Genomic DNA, 15,414 nt, shown 5'->3' with positions numbered 1-15,414 from the left:
ACTGAGTAGCATAGTTATTAGGCAGCGACTCTGTTGCTCAATCAGCTATTTTATATAATTAGCGATTACTTCATAAAGCCATTATCTGCTAAGAAAGCTTCTGTAATCTGACTTTGTGGATTTGGCGCATTCATACTGCTAGCTTGCGACTTATTTAATAGACGCTCTAAATAACGTGCAACAATATCCACTTCGACATTAACTTTGTTTCCAACCAGCCAATGTTTAGCGATATTGGTCACTTGTGCTGTGTGTGGAATAATATTTAAAGAAACAATGTTGTCACGTACAAGGTTGGTTGTCAGGCTAATACCATCAATCGTAATAGAACCTTTCGTCGCTGTGTAATGTGCCAGCTCTTGTGGTATTTCGATTTCAATATAGATAGAGCGTGCATCTTGCTGGAGCTTGCTTACTACCCCAACACCATCGACGTGACCAGCCACAATGTGACCACCGAAACGTGTTGTTGGTAGCATGGCTTTTTCTAGATTGACAATATGACCGGGTTTTAATATCTCTAATGCTGTACGAGCGATAGTCTCACGTGAAACATCAACAGAATAATGATTGCTACCGAACTCTACCACCGTCAAACAAATGCCATTTGAGGCAATCGAATCTCCCAGCTTTACATCACTGAAATCTAAATCATTAGATTCTATTGTCAAACGTATATCACCGCCCGTAGGCTGCATAGATTTTACTTTTCCCACACTCTCTATAATTCCAGTAAACATATTGGCCTCATCTCTTTGTGACATTGCCGTTATCGACAATATATTTTAATTCATTCGTATTTTAGTGGTGTCTGTCCAAACTAGATTTTTAGTGAAACCTAAGCTAATTCTATGCTCATTATGGGATAACTTGTGGATAAGTAATGATAAATCAACCTTTAGTAAGCTAAAAACCCTCGATAATAACAAGTTATCCACAGGGAAAAAAAATTCAAGAATAGAACAAGCTACTTATGAATTAAGTTTAAGTTATTGATTTAATTATTTTTATTAATGTTATTGTGTGGAGACGCATAATATAAGTTTCATGTGAAACGAAGTTATACACAGTTTCATGTGAAACCCAAGTTATATAACATTACTTATCCACATTTAGCCCACACCAGATATAAATTATAGATAAACCCTTTATACTCAATGACTTATAGAGGTAGCAACGTTAACTTAAGATCAGAGCCTACCCGATCATGGCTACTAACACTAAAACGTAGCTGCTCTGCTAAAGACAGCGGATTGAACTCGACCATCGGTTTGGCCTGTGCGCCCAATAAACAGGGTGCTTGATAGACGATTAATTCATCCACTAACTGTTGGCTTAAAAAGCTACCAGCGACGCTAGCACCAGCCTCTACTAACACGTCATAACACTGATGCTCACTGACCAAATTTTTCAGTAATGCAGTCAAGTCGTCTTCACGCCAATATAGCGTATTTGGACGACGACATAACTGATAACTAGACTCTAGATTATTCTCTAGCCGTTGACGTCTATCGAGCACCACTACGATAGGTGCTGGCACTTGCTCAGGTGGCACACCTAATTGGCTAGAACGTACATTAAGCTGTGGATCGTCTGCAATAACCGTTTCACTACCCGTAATAATCGCACCACTTTGTGCGCGCAGTTTCTGCACGTCTTCACGGGCAGCTGTTGACGTAATCCATTTTGACTCACCGGATGCCATCGCTGTACGACCGTCCAGACTGGTAGCAATTTTGAGACGTACATAAGGCATCTGAGTACGCATCGCCTTTAAAAACCCACGATTTAATGCCTCTGCTTGCTCTGTCAGTACACCAACTAAAACTTCAATACCAGCCTGCTCTAACAACGTTATGCCACGTCCAGCAACCTGTGGATTAGGGTCGAGGCCTGCTATCACCACACGCTTTATACCCGCATTAATGAGACCCAATGCACAAGGTGGTGTACGCCCTGTATGACTACAAGGCTCTAAAGTTACATAGGCCGTTGCCCCTACTGCTTTCACACCTGCTGCTTTGAGCGCAAATACTTCTGCATGCGGCTCACCCGCTTTGGGATGAAATCCTTGCCCGACTACTTCTCCTGCTTGGACAATAACACAGCCCACTGCAGGATTGGGCCTTGTGGTATACAGACCTTGCTTTGCCTGCTCAATAGCAAGCATCATAAAGTAGCGATCTTGTGCATCTTGAGCATGGTTCTGAATAGACATAGCGGTAGACTTAATCAATGATTGAGGGTTCTATATAAGAAAGTAAGTGTTTGAGACTTGATTAATAGAGTAACTGTGACTTATTTATCAGTTTCATTCGCTTGCTTTTCATTTGGGCGGATATTCGCAATCTCTTGATGAAAAGCATCGATATCTTGAAAGTCTCGATAGACACTAGCAAAGCGCACATAGGCGACATCATCTAGTGTTTTGAGTTCACTCATGATTATTTCACCTAAGACTTTACTACTAATCTCACGCTCACCCATTTGTCTAACACGCTTCTCAATTCGGCTAATCATCGCCTCTTGCTCATCAATTGTGATAGGACGCTTTTGCAAAGGCAATAAAATAGAGCGACGCAATTTTTCATTATCATAAGGCTCAATCTTGCCACTTGATTTGATAATTCTTGGCATCACGACTTCGACCATCTCAAAGGTGGTAAACCGCTCTTGGCAGCTATTGCATGAGCGGCGACGGCGAACTTGCGCACCTTCCGCAGCAAGACGCGAGTCAATAACCTTAGTCTCTGACGCATTACAATACGGACAGTGCATCGCATTTTCCTTGTTTTAACATTGAGAGTCGAAGTCTTTATTTATGAGGCCCATGTTAGATGAGTACATCATAGTAATACTCTATTATTTACCAATACAAAAGCTACCAAAAATCTTACCCAGCAGATCATCAGCGCTAAATTCACCCGTAATCTCACCCAGACTGCGCTGTGCTTGACGTAAGCTTTCAGCGACTAACTCTCCTGCTTGAAAGACCGTTAATTGTTCATGCGCTTCAACCAGATAATCAGCCGTCCGCCTAAGGGCATCTAAATGTCTTGTACGAGCAATGAGACTATTTTCTGGTGGATGAAAACCCACTTTAGCACACAATGTTTCGACCAAATTATCGATGCCAATGCCTGTTTCACATGAAACATTCACTTGTTCATAGCCACGACTTTCTATTTCAGATTGCGAAGTAGAAATAGCTCGCTCTCGCTTACTGTCGTTCAATAGATCGCTTTTATTAGCAATGATTAATAAGCGTTTAGCCTCTGGCAACTCACCGAATAGTTGCTCTGCAAGCTGTAGCGGTGTACTTTCTTCCTCAAGATCACGGGTAACATCATAGACCATGAGTAGCATATCAGCCTGAGTAATGGCCGTGCGTGCACGCTCAATACCAATACGCTCTACCGTGTCTTCTGTGTCACGTAGACCTGCCGTATCAGTCAAATGAAGTGTGAGCCCATTGAGAACTACTGTCTCTTGCAGCGTATCACGAGTAGTCCCTGCTACGTCAGTAACGATAGCCCTCTCCTGACCCGCTAGACGATTGAGCAGGCTTGATTTCCCTGCATTTGGTCTACCTGCCAGTACCACATGAATACCATCACGTAGCAGCTGGCCTTGTTTTGCCGTTGCCAGTACTTGTTGTATTTTTTCCTGTGTTTGCTCAAGCTTATTTTGTATCACACCATCAGATAAGAAGTCTACGTCTTCTTCATCAGGGAAATCAATAGCCGCTTCAACGTGCAAGCGCAGATGAATAAGTTGCTCTAACAGTTGATTGATTTTTTGTGAAAACTCACCGCTGAGAGAACGAATAGCACTACTAGCTGCCGCCGCACTGGTCGCATCGATCGCATCAGCAATCGCCTCTGCTTGAACCAAATCTAATTTGTCATTATCAAAAGCTCTATAAGAGAACTCCCCTGCACTGGCTTGTTTTGCACCCAACTCAAACACACGGGCTAGCAATTGGTTCTGCAAAATCATGCCACCAAGCCCTTGCAGCTCAATCACATCTTCACCGGTGAATGAATGTGGACCTTTGAAGTACAGCACCAAACCTTCATCAATCACTGTGCCGTCAGCCTGATAAAATCGGCAAAAACTGGCCATACGTGGCGTAAAGGCAGACTTACCTGTTAAGGCACAGGCCATATCATACGCACGCGCACCTGACAAACGTATAACGCCGACACCACCACGCCCAAGCGGTGTTGCAATGGCTGCAATCGTAGCCAATCCAGCCGAGCTAGGTTTATCAGATGAGTGATGCGAGGTTGACGCGTTTTCTAGGGAATCCACAATGACTCTCAATAACTAAAAACCCCATTATAGACGGCTCAGCACAGACTGACAAAGCAAACTTTACATAGTGATACTTTAAGCATGTGGCACGTTTCTTTTATTTTTTATTGAGAATAAGTTAAAGGCAATAGATATGTGCCACGCATAAAAAAACCACCGCCGTAGCGATGGTTTTCTATCAATTCATAAGCTAGAGCTAGTTAGTCCAGCACTTTCACAGTACGGCGCTTTTGCTCTTCTTCAACTTTTTTATTGACGATATATTGCTGAGTCATACTAAACAAGTTGTTCACAGTCCAGTATAGAACCAAACCCGCTGGGAAGAACAGCATGAATGCAGTAAAGATAATCGGTAAGAACTTCATAACCTTTGCTTGCATTGGATCGGCTGGTTGCGGATTAAGCTGTTGTTGAATAAACATGGATGCGCCCATTAGTAGCGGCAAAATGAACCATGGATCCATCGATGATAGATCCTGAATCCACAAAATCCAAGGAGCGTGACGCAACTCAACACTTTCGACCAGCACCCAATATAACGCCAAGAAAATCGGCATTTGCATCAGAATAGGCAAACAACCCGCCATTGGATTGACTTTCTCTTCTTTATAAATGGCCATCATTTCTTGCGACATCTTCATACGATCATCGCCATGCTCTTCTTTGAGCGCTTTGAGTTTCGGTCCGATAGCTCGCATTTTTGCCATTGAGTAATAGCTCTTGTTAGAGAACCACATCAAGGCAATTTTAACTAAAACCGTCAATAGGATAATTGACCAACCCCAGTTACCGATGATTTTGTGAATACCATCCAAGATAGCAAACAAGATCTTAGATATTGGCCATAACAGACCATAATCGACCGTTTTGTTGAGGCCTACCGAAACTTCTTTGAGTTCAGACTGTACTTTTGGACCAGCATATAACGTGGCATTCAACGTCAACTGTTTGTTTGGTGCTACATTAATAGGCTGACTGTTAAAACCGATAAAGTAATCATCACCCGTTTCGCGGCTGAAGAAATTACCGGTAAAGTTTTCAGGCGTCCATGCAGATACAAAGTAATGCTGCACGATGCCAACCCAACCTTTATCACTGGTCGTCGTCAACTCGCCATCACTAAAGTCACCAAACTTTAGCTTATTATAAGGATCGTCAGGAGTACCCCAAGCGCCGCCCAAATAAGTAGCCATGCTCAATGCGCCTTTGTCAGACGTACCAGGGTCTTTACTGTCATCACGCTTTAACTGCGCAAACATCTGACCTTGCCAAGCATTGGTAGAGGTGTTTTGAATTTGATAGCTAATATCAATCGGATACTTACTTTCAGTAAAGGTGAAAGTCTTGGTAATTGTCACGCCATCTTTTTTGTAAGTTAGCGGTACAGACAGTGTTTGCTGCCCTTCTTCCATTACATAATTATTGGCAGTATGACTGTAATTAGCACGACCTTCTGCCGTATCAATACCATCTTGACCAATTAGACCTGACTGAGCCACGTATACACGATTGCTATTATTTTCTAGCAATACGAAAGGCTTATCGCTATCGAGCTTCGCGTTATATTGCTTAAGAGCAGCATAAACAATATCGCCGCCTTCTGGATTGATTTTTATATCATAGCGATCGGTCGTAACCGTGATTAGACCTGTGTCTTTAGCAGGAGCAGGAGTAGGGGTCGCAGTCACTGTGTCGCTGTCGACAGGTTGTGTCTGTGCCGGAATATCACCTGCTGCACCGGTCGAAGATGGAATGTCAGCACCCACTGAAGTGGTCGTTTCTGGCAGCACATCTACCGCTGGTGCATCGGCATAATCATCTCGCCATGCCAAAATCAGCAGATAAGCGGTGATTAGCATCGCAATGATGATCATCACCCGAAATATCTTTTGCATAAACCTTTCCTAGATTAAAAAATTAGGGAATGAAAAATTAGGGCATGTGTCATGACTGTACAGCACGGCTGTCCTGATGTTTAACAACAGTATTGCGAGTCATTTACATAAAATGTGCATTATTTTACTAAAAATCAGCCTCAAATGATACCAAGAGTGTGGATAACTTGTGGGTAACTCCTTGGTCTTGATATCAAAGCCAATCGATATTCACTTCGATCCTAACGTCATCAAATGATTAAGGCGTGAAACATAGCTTTTGCTATCTCGATAAACACCCAATCCCTGAACATTTATATTTGGTAAGTAAGCAAAAGATACGTAACTATATTGGTAAGAAGCTAAAGGTAGCGGCACGAAATCAATACCATGTCCACCTAGAGGGTGACATCTGCCAATACGTTTTAACAGTAGCCAGCTGCCAGATCGGACACCGTGCCACATCAAAGCCTGTTTACCGTAATTTGAACAAGTTGGATAATATCTACAACGAGCAGGTATCATTGGGCTAATTATTTTTTGATAAAAAGTAGTTATATTTAATAAAAATTTATAAAAAATAAATTTATTAATTTTTATAAAAAAATTCATTTTATTTTATTTCTACTTTTTTAAAAATATTATTTATTTGATTTTTTAATTCTTTTTTATCTATGTCTTTTATTGATTTCTTAACAATAAAAACAATGTCTTTACTTTCTATTCTAAAAGCCTTTGATCGAAACTGTTCACGTATTTGACGTTTAATCAGATTTCGAGCAACTGCAGTAGGTACTTTGCGCTTTGTAATAGCCATACCAACTCTCGGTTTATCATGAGTATTAGTACGTACAAAGGCCATCAGATGACTTTGGTGAATCTTACGTTCAGGCGCATCAAACACCTCACGAAAAGCCGCTGGTGTTAGCAGTCGCTGCTCTTTAGTGAAATGGGCAGTAGGTGTAGCTGAAACAGTATTTGGCATATTAAGACCTAGTATAAGAGCTAATAGCAAGATTAGAAATAATAGTAAAATATAGAGACAAAAAAAGCGCCTATTTGGGCGCTTTTAATATATGGCTAAGTGTCAGTTGTGATGATTGACTATCGCAATCTATGAATAATAGAGACACAACAAGCACAATTAGCCATGCTTATCGCAATCTACTGATTATACAGTAAGGCGATGACGTCCTTTAGCGCGGCGACGAGCTAAGACCTGACGGCCTTTTTTAGTTGCCATACGAGCACGGAAACCGTGAGTACGTTTACGCTTGATCACGCTTGGTTGGAATGTACGTTTCATAACTCACCTATCAAAATAATGGACTAAATTCGTAATAACGGAGGATTATACCACCAGATATTGTCTTGGTCAATGAACTAATTTAATCAGTATTTATACAAGTAAAGATTACTATTGTTAGAAGCAAGTTTTTAGTAGCTGATTTTTGATAAGTAGAAATAACTAGCATTAGTTTAACTGTTCAGTAAACTTAGTTTGTGAAACTAATATTTAAAAGTTATCCACAGTTTGTCTCGAACCCTATAATAATTAACTATTAATATATATAAGTATTGTTGTTATTGGGAGCCCTATTATCTGTGGCTAACTCTAATTTTCTTTTTATAATCAAAATACTAGGCTATGGGCAAACCTGTGGATAACCTGTGGGTTAAATATGGATAACTCAAGGTTCGAAGTTGTCCACAAAACTATCCACAGTCTTATCCCCAAAAAACAAGGTTTTATCCACAGGGTAACTGTGTTAAATTAGCTAGCTACTCGACGTGTAGTTTTACTCGGTTTACAGTGACTATCTTCGGTCTAGCAAGTAGGCACTGCATTAGTGCTCTAATAGCGATTTATACCGTTGAGATATCTGTTATTTCAAATTATAGGGTTAGTACTTTTCATGATAGACACAGCAAATATTTGGGATAAATGTTTAAACGATTTACGCTATAACGTAAAAGACAATGTATTTACTATGTGGTTGAGACCATTATCAGCCCATCAAGAGGCTCAAACCCTTATAATACTTGCCCCTAACGATTATTTTGTCACTTATATTAAAAAGAACCATTTGCAAGATATCCAGCAATTGGTCGCCAAGCATAGCCAAGGAAGTATTGAAGAGGTTATCGTACGTGTTGATAATGCAGGTCGTGATATCGACGATAACCAACCACAGTCAGGGTCTTTATTTGCAGAAGATAAGCCCTCCCCTCCTCGAGCAGAACATAATTTTGAGACGATCCATCACAATAATGCGAAAGCGGATATTGATGCCAACATGCGTCATGCAGAACTGGTTGATTCTGCTGATGCTAAGTCACTTAGTTATCTTAATCCTGAGTTTACTTTTGAAACCTTCGTGACGGGTAAATCCAATAACCTTGCTTACAAAGCTTGTTATGAGCTTGGTAAACGTCAGTCGAAAAATCGTCACAATCCTCTATTTATATATGGCCCTTCTGGTTTGGGAAAAACCCATTTAATGCATTCTGTAGCACATCGCTATTTAAAAAATAATCAAAGTTTTTATTATTTCACTTCTGAAAAATTTATTAATCAATTAGTTTATTCATTAAGAAATAATAAAATAGAAGATTTTAAAAAGAAAATTAAAAAAGTAGATTTATTAATTGTAGATGATATTCATGTATTAGCTGGAAAGACCAAAAGTAGTAATGAATTTTTAACATTGTTTGCAGATTTTACCAGTGGTGATAAACAACTCATTTTGGCCTCTGATCGTCATCCATCACAAATGACTGAGTTTGACGAGCGTTTTAGATCGAGATTCTCTTGGGGTTTGACAGTAGCAGTTGATCCACCTGAGATTGATACTCGTGTGCAGATTTTGCAGAAAAAAGCATCATCATATGGAATGGTGTTACCTAAAGAATGCGCACTATTTATCGCACAAAATGTGGTGTCGAATGTTAGGCGATTAGAAGGTGCGCTAAATCAAGTGTTTGCCAATGCGAATTTAACAGGTGCACAGATAACGCTTGAAATGGTGCAATATGCGCTAAAAGATATCGTCGCGATGCGTGTGCAAGCCGTTAATATGGATAATATTCGTAAAGTAGTCGCTGAATACTATGATGTGACTATCAAAGATATGATGGGTCGTAAGCGCACGCGCAGTATTGCTAGACCTCGCCAAATTGCGATGGCACTATCACGTGAATTGACGGGGGACAGTTTTCCTGAGATTGGTCAGTCATTTGGTGGACGTGATCACACAACGGTGATGCATGCTTGTGATAAAGTTAATGAATTGAGAGCCGCAGATCCTGCGTTTGATAAGGATTACAAGACCCTAGCGCTAATGTTACAAGCAGGTTAGTAGGCCACAGTATCACTATGTTTTAGTAGGATGATATGGTTTATAATATTGACGATATATGCACACAGATAGCTAATGGATTATAGTCAGTAGACAAGGTATTATTAAGCCTAAGCTATTGTTCTGAATTGATAAAAATACAGTCATTTAAATAAGAGTAACTAAGCATGCAATTATCGATTAATCGAGAGTCGTTACTAAAAGCCATTAACTTGATCGCCAAGGCTGCTGATAAACGCCATAATATGGTTATTTTAGGCAATATCAAGCTACAGCTGTCTGAGTCAGCGCTTGTTTTGACAGCTTCTGATTTAGAAGTAGAGCTGACGTCGACGTTGAAATTGCCTGCAGGTGCTTGTGTTGAAGCTGGGACAACAACTTTACCTGCGACGAAGCTGAAAGATATTTGCAAATCATTACCAGCACAGGCACAAGTCAATCTGGCGACTCAAGCGAATGAACGTTGTCTACTGACTAGCGGTAAAAGTCGTTTTACCTTAGGTACATTGCCAGCCGAAGACTATCCAAGCTTGGGTAATCCAGAAAACATCACACCATTAATCATCAGCCGTAGCCGCCTTACTGATTTGATCCACAAAACTCAGTTTGCGATGGCCATTCAAGATGTGCGTTATTATCTAACTGGCATGTTGTTTGATGTATCACAGCAGCAGTTGACAACGGTCGCAACTGATGGACATAGATTGGCTTTAGCACGTAGTGTCATCGATGTGAGTGCTGATTTGAATATGCAGGCTATCTTGCCACGCAAAGCTGTCATTGAGCTTGAGCGTTTGGCTTCTGAGCTTGGTAAAATGCTTGGTGATAAAGATAATCCAGTTACCTTAAGTTTTGGTCGTGAGTTTCTACAAGTCAGCTTACCGTTTGGTGATGTTGATAGTGCAGGGCAGGTGAGTGATAATTTAATGGTCACTTTTACGGCACGCCTGATCGATGGTAAGTTCCCAGATTATCGCCGTGTCATGCCAAGTAATACGGATAAGCTGGCGTTGTTTAACCAAGAAAAAATGACTGATGTGCTACGCCGTGTTGCGATTTTGAGTAATGAAAAATCTCGCGGTGTGGTATTTAATTTTGCCAGTGATGGAATGGTAGAAGTACGTGCTAATAATGCTGAGCAAGATGAAGCAGTGGAGATGATACAAGCTAAGTATCAAGGCGAGCCAATGGAACTGTCATTTAACGCAGCTTATTTGCAAGATGTATTGGGCGTTATTCAAGGTGATTTGCAAATGCATATGAGCCAATCAAACGCTTCAGTGTTGGTCAATCAGCTGAATGATGAATTCCATCAGTATGTCATTATGCCAATGCGAATATAGTGATATCCGTTTTACGAAAGCGGTAAAGTTGGGTATTGGAGCTGTATTTAAGTGCAAAATTATTCTTAGAGTAGGTTTGCATTTTTACAGTTTAGTTTCCCTTATTTATCTATTTTATTAAACTTATGTTTATTTTTATATATTATTTTAATAGGCGGCTATCAGTATCATGATTGAACGTCTGCAAATATCACACCTTCGAAATCTAACACAAGTCAATTTACAGCCTACTGCGTGTAACGTCATTATCGGCGCGAATGGTAGCGGAAAAACCTCCTTGCTTGAAGGCATATTTTTGCTGTCCAGAGGCAAAAGCTTCCGTCATCACCAGCCTAAACGTTATATTCAACATCATCAAAATACAGTTACTGTACATGCTAAGCTTAATGATAGCAGTACCTTAGCTATCCAAAAGCAAGCTGATGCTACAACGCTCTTGCGTCTGAATCAGACCACTATCTACAACCAAAGCATCTTAACTGAGCAACTGCCAACACTACTGATAGATCCATCAACGATGGATATGCTAGAGCAGGGTAGTGCCAGTCGTAGACAGCTATTGGATTGGCTAGTGTTTCACATGAAACAAGGTTTTCATCCGCAATGGGTTGCTTATCAACGACTGCTAAAACAGCGCAATAGTTTACTAAAAAAACCGCGACATTTGACCCAAGTGCAGCTTGCTGAGTTGAAATCATGGGATAAGGGCTTGAGTAGTCATGCAGCACTCATTCATCATTATCGCGAGCGGATATTTAACGAATGGCAGCCTTATTTTGCTGAGAGCATTGAGCAGTTATTACCATCTTATGCCGAACAATTGAGCTTAAGCTATAACGCTGGCTATGACACTAGTATCGCGTTAGATGTGCAGCTTAATGAGCGACTAGAGCAGGATCTGCAGCTAGGATACACTCGTATCGGTAACCATCGAGCGGATGTCCATGTGCATTGGCATTCTGATGATTCATTAGAGATGAATAATGAGTCTGCAAGCACAGCGTCAACAAATGATGTCAGTGCTAAATTACCAACTCTGAAAGAGCAAGCGGCTAATGTCTTGTCTCGTGGAGAAAAGAAGCTACTAATCACTGCTCTCAGGCTATCTCAATTACCATTACTGCTCAACGCTCAACAGAATGTTGACTCACAGAGAGAGGGGTTCAATACTAGAGCCACGCCAGTCGTATTGCTAGACGATATAACGGCAGAGCTTGATGGTAGGGCGATAGAAATTTTATTATCGACTTTATCGCAGTTACCCTGTCAGGTGTTTATGAGCAGTTTGACTGATGATATCGTGCCAATGATCCAAGATTTATGGTCAAATCCTAATATGTTTCATGTGAAACAAGGCAATATCCAACCACTTTAATAACTTCCTTATACTGTCTATTTCATCCTGATTTACAACCTCATAAATTCTCTATACCTACCATCATTTTCTTACAATACCGTTTATTTTTCGAGAGCCATCAATACTAAGAAAACTGTCAGTAAACAGTGACTTAGAAGCAAAAAAATGCTAAAATTAGGCTTTATTTTTATCCTGTTTTCAGCAAGTTGTTTAATAGTGTTATGTAGATGTTTTTTATTATCTATGGGTTTCTAAGTGTTTGATACAACTGTGTTTAATTGCTTCTTCTAGCTTTAATAATGTTTAAAAAAAAGAAGCTGATTGTGAAGTGATAACACACTGACTTGGTATTCTCTGAGTCACTATCATCTCTGACGAAATTTTGGTTAATTATGTTTTAGCCAATGATGCGTATCGAAGATTTTTACTACAACAGTTGAGTCTAAAATAACGTTATGAGGCATCATCGTAGTGGTGAGTCCATAGCAAACGGCTGATTATGGCTAGATTAAGGAAGACACATGAGTGATTCATTACCTACCGACCACGAGCAACTGACATCAGATAGTATGGCTGCAACGATGGTGCCAGCTGTGGCACCTGGAGTATTACCCTCTGATTATAGCTCTAAAGATATTCGCGTATTACGTGGGCTAGAAGCGGTACGTGTACGTCCTGGTATGTATATCGGTGATACCGATGATGGTACAGGCCTCCACCACATGGTCTTTGAGGTAGTGGATAACTCTATTGACGAAGCGCTTGCGGGCCACTGTGATCAGATTGACATCATTATCCATGAAGACGAATCTGTCAGCGTGATGGACAACGGTCGCGGTGTGCCTGTCGATATCCATCCAGAAGAGGGTGTATCTGCAGCGCAGGTCATTATGACTGTACTGCATGCTGGTGGTAAGTTCGATGACAATAGCTATAAAGTGTCAGGTGGTCTGCATGGCGTAGGCATCTCAGTGGTTAATGCCTTATCTAAAAAGCTAGAGATGAATATCTGGCGAGAAGGCTATCACTATAATCAGACTTATACTGATGGCGTACCTGATGCTGATATTCAGCAGATGGAAGCCACGAATCAGACGGGCACGCAAATCCGTTTTTACCCTAGTAGTGATGTGTTTACCGGTACTATTTTTGAATATGACATCTTGGCAAAACGCTTACGTGAGCTATCATTTTTGAACTCTGGTGTGCGTATTGTATTGACTGATGAGCGCATTGATAAGCGTCATGAGTTTGAACACAAAGGCGGGTTGCTAGAGTTCGTTAGCTATATTAATGCTGGCAAAGACGGTGTCAACGAAGTCTTCCATTTTACCAGTCAACAAGACGACGGTATCAGTGTAGAAGTCGCACTACAGTGGACAGATACTTATAACGAAAAAGTACTGTGTTTCACCAATAACATCCCTCAAAAAGATGGTGGTACGCATCTATCAGGTTTCCGCTCAGCCTTGACGCGCTGCCTGAATAGCTATATGGATCGTGAAAATTTATTTAAAAAAGAGAAAGTCGCTGCAACGGGTGATGATGCCCGTGAAGGTCTAACCGCTATCGTCTCTGTAAAAGTACCGGATCCAAAATTCTCAAGTCAGACTAAAGATAAGCTTGTGTCAAGCGAAGTAAAATCAGCTGTTGAATCAGCGATGCATGATAAGTTTAATGACTATCTACTAGAAAACCCGAGTGCAGGTAAAGCGATTGCGAGTAAGATTATCGATGCGGCACGTGCGCGTGATGCTGCTCGTAAAGCGCGTGAGATGACACGTCGTAAGACGACTTTGGATATCGCAGGTTTGCCAGGTAAATTGGCTGATTGCCAAGAAAAAGATCCAGTACTGTCAGAGCTATATATTGTGGAGGGCGACTCTGCAGGTGGTTCAGCCAAACAGGGTCGTAGTCGTAAAACCCAAGCTATTTTGCCATTAAAAGGTAAAATCTTGAACGTTGAGCGTGCTCGTTTTGACAAAATGCTATCTTCTGCTGAAGTGGGCAATTTGATTACTGCGCTTGGCTGTGGCATTGGCCCTGACGAATATAACCCTGACAAGGTACGCTATCATAAAATCATTATCATGACCGATGCCGATGTTGATGGGTCACACATTCGTACGTTGCTGTTGACTTTCTTCTTCCGTCAAACGCCTGAATTAATCGAGCGTGGTTATGTTTATATCGCTCAGCCACCGCTATATAAAGTCAAAAAAGGTCGTCAAGAGCTATACCTAAAAGACGATGAAGCACTCAAAGCGTATTTACTGTCATCAACAATTGACAATACCAAGCTACATATCAGTGCTGATGCGCCTGCGATTACTGGTCAAGCGTTAGAGACATTACTGAATGACTATAACCAAACGCAGCTGATTAAAGCACGTTTGCAAATTCGTTTTCCAGCGGTGCTTTTGGATGCGTTGACGCATACACCAAAGCTGACGACGGATATGACTAATGATAAATCTGCTATGCAAGTATGGAAAGACGCTATGCAAACGCAGCTGGACCATTTCGGTAGTGATCTAAGTCCTGAGATTGAACTGATTAATATCCATGCTCCTCAGCCAAAAAATATGGATGCGGCAGCAGCTGATTTATTAGGTATGAAGCCAGAAGTGGTGGCTGAAGAAACTATCGACGGTGAAGCGTTATCTACCAAAGCACAGTGGCTACCACGTATCACGGTCTATGTGCATCAGTTGGCTCATCATTATCTATTGGATGCGAGTTTCATTAGTTCGGGTGAATACAGCAAGCTGTTGCGCTTGTCTGCTGAATGGAACACGTTGCTTGAAAGTGATGCCTTTATTCGCCGTGAAGCGACCGCTGGTACGACGAAAGATATCCCAGTACGTGACTTCGATTATCTCTGGCAGCAAATGATGGTTGATGCACGTCGCGGTCTAGCCATCCAGCGCTATAAAGGACTAGGGGAGATGAACGCCGATCAGCTTTGGGACACAACGATGGATCCTGAAAACCGTCGTATGCTACGCGTCACTATCGAAGATGCTATTGCCGCTGACCATATGTTTACGTGCCTAATGGGTGATCATGTTGAGCCGCGTCGTATCTTTATCGAAGAGAATGCGTTGACTGTTTCTAACCTAGACATCTAAATTTAGAGTTGGCTGTCAATAAGATATAAAAAT

General features: G+C 41.1%; 12 protein-coding genes. 4 read left to right on the top strand and 8 right to left on the bottom strand.

The genetic code is table 11. The features are described 5' to 3' along the window. Window positions 1-65: 65 nt before the first annotated feature. The 8 genes from JMW61_RS04280 to rpmH form a co-directional block, all read right to left on the bottom strand. On the bottom strand, window positions 66-740 hold the full coding sequence (locus tag JMW61_RS04280) for a riboflavin synthase (protein WP_201549737.1): 675 nt from the start codon (window positions 738-740) through the stop codon (window positions 66-68). 422 nt (window positions 741-1,162) lie between these two features. Beyond that, on the bottom strand, window positions 1,163-2,218 hold the full coding sequence (gene ribD / locus JMW61_RS04275; protein WP_201549736.1) for a bifunctional diaminohydroxyphosphoribosylaminopyrimidine deaminase/5-amino-6-(5-phosphoribosylamino)uracil reductase RibD: 1,056 nt from the start codon (window positions 2,216-2,218) through the stop codon (window positions 1,163-1,165). Window positions 2,219-2,298: 80 nt separating this feature from the next. Further along, a complete protein-coding gene (nrdR, locus tag JMW61_RS04270; RefSeq protein ID WP_201549735.1) occupies window positions 2,299-2,778 on the bottom strand; it encodes a transcriptional regulator NrdR in 480 nt (159 codons plus the stop codon). An 84-nt stretch (window positions 2,779-2,862) separates the two neighbouring features. Beyond that, window positions 2,863-4,251 carry a tRNA uridine-5-carboxymethylaminomethyl(34) synthesis GTPase MnmE gene (gene mnmE, locus JMW61_RS04265; protein WP_201550359.1) on the bottom strand — a complete coding sequence of 463 codons (1,389 nt, stop codon included), beginning with the start codon at window positions 4,249-4,251 and terminating at the stop codon, window positions 2,863-2,865. A 266-nt stretch (window positions 4,252-4,517) separates the two neighbouring features. Then, window positions 4,518-6,212 carry a membrane protein insertase YidC gene (yidC, locus tag JMW61_RS04260; RefSeq protein ID WP_201549734.1) on the bottom strand — a complete coding sequence of 565 codons (1,695 nt, stop codon included), beginning with the start codon at window positions 6,210-6,212 and terminating at the stop codon, window positions 4,518-4,520. A 210-nt stretch (window positions 6,213-6,422) separates the two neighbouring features. Beyond that, window positions 6,423-6,803 carry a membrane protein insertion efficiency factor YidD gene (gene yidD / locus JMW61_RS04255; protein ID WP_201549733.1) on the bottom strand — a complete coding sequence of 127 codons (381 nt, stop codon included), beginning with the start codon at window positions 6,801-6,803 and terminating at the stop codon, window positions 6,423-6,425. A gap of 1 nt (window position 6,804) precedes the next feature. Then, window positions 6,805-7,176 carry a ribonuclease P protein component gene (rnpA, locus tag JMW61_RS04250; RefSeq protein ID WP_197215423.1) on the bottom strand — a complete coding sequence of 124 codons (372 nt, stop codon included), beginning with the start codon at window positions 7,174-7,176 and terminating at the stop codon, window positions 6,805-6,807. 186 nt (window positions 7,177-7,362) lie between these two features. Beyond that, on the bottom strand, window positions 7,363-7,497 hold the full coding sequence (gene rpmH, locus JMW61_RS04245) for a 50S ribosomal protein L34 (protein WP_007394757.1): 135 nt from the start codon (window positions 7,495-7,497) through the stop codon (window positions 7,363-7,365). Window positions 7,498-8,107: 610 nt separating this feature from the next. Between rpmH and dnaA the strand changes: the two genes are divergently transcribed. From dnaA to gyrB, 4 genes are all read left to right on the top strand, one after another. Then, window positions 8,108-9,550, top strand: coding sequence for a chromosomal replication initiator protein DnaA (dnaA, locus tag JMW61_RS04240; protein ID WP_201549732.1), 1,443 nt, complete (start codon window positions 8,108-8,110; stop codon window positions 9,548-9,550). Between the two features lie 167 nt (window positions 9,551-9,717). After that, window positions 9,718-10,893: a DNA polymerase III subunit beta gene (gene dnaN / locus JMW61_RS04235; RefSeq protein ID WP_201549731.1), complete on the top strand. Its 1,176-nt coding sequence runs from the start codon at window positions 9,718-9,720 to the stop codon at window positions 10,891-10,893. A 169-nt stretch (window positions 10,894-11,062) separates the two neighbouring features. Beyond that, on the top strand, window positions 11,063-12,268 hold the full coding sequence (recF, locus tag JMW61_RS04230) for a DNA replication/repair protein RecF (RefSeq protein WP_201549730.1): 1,206 nt from the start codon (window positions 11,063-11,065) through the stop codon (window positions 12,266-12,268). Between the two features lie 551 nt (window positions 12,269-12,819). After that, window positions 12,820-15,381: a DNA topoisomerase (ATP-hydrolyzing) subunit B gene (gene gyrB, locus JMW61_RS04225; RefSeq protein ID WP_406947821.1), complete on the top strand. Its 2,562-nt coding sequence runs from the start codon at window positions 12,820-12,822 to the stop codon at window positions 15,379-15,381. The last annotated feature ends 33 nt before the right edge of the window (window positions 15,382-15,414 follow it).

Origin of the sequence: Psychrobacter fjordensis (assembly GCF_904845995.1) — a bacterium.
Taxonomy (GTDB): domain Bacteria; phylum Pseudomonadota; class Gammaproteobacteria; order Pseudomonadales; family Moraxellaceae; genus Psychrobacter; species Psychrobacter fjordensis.
This window is presented reverse-complemented; position numbering and strand designations above follow the sequence as displayed.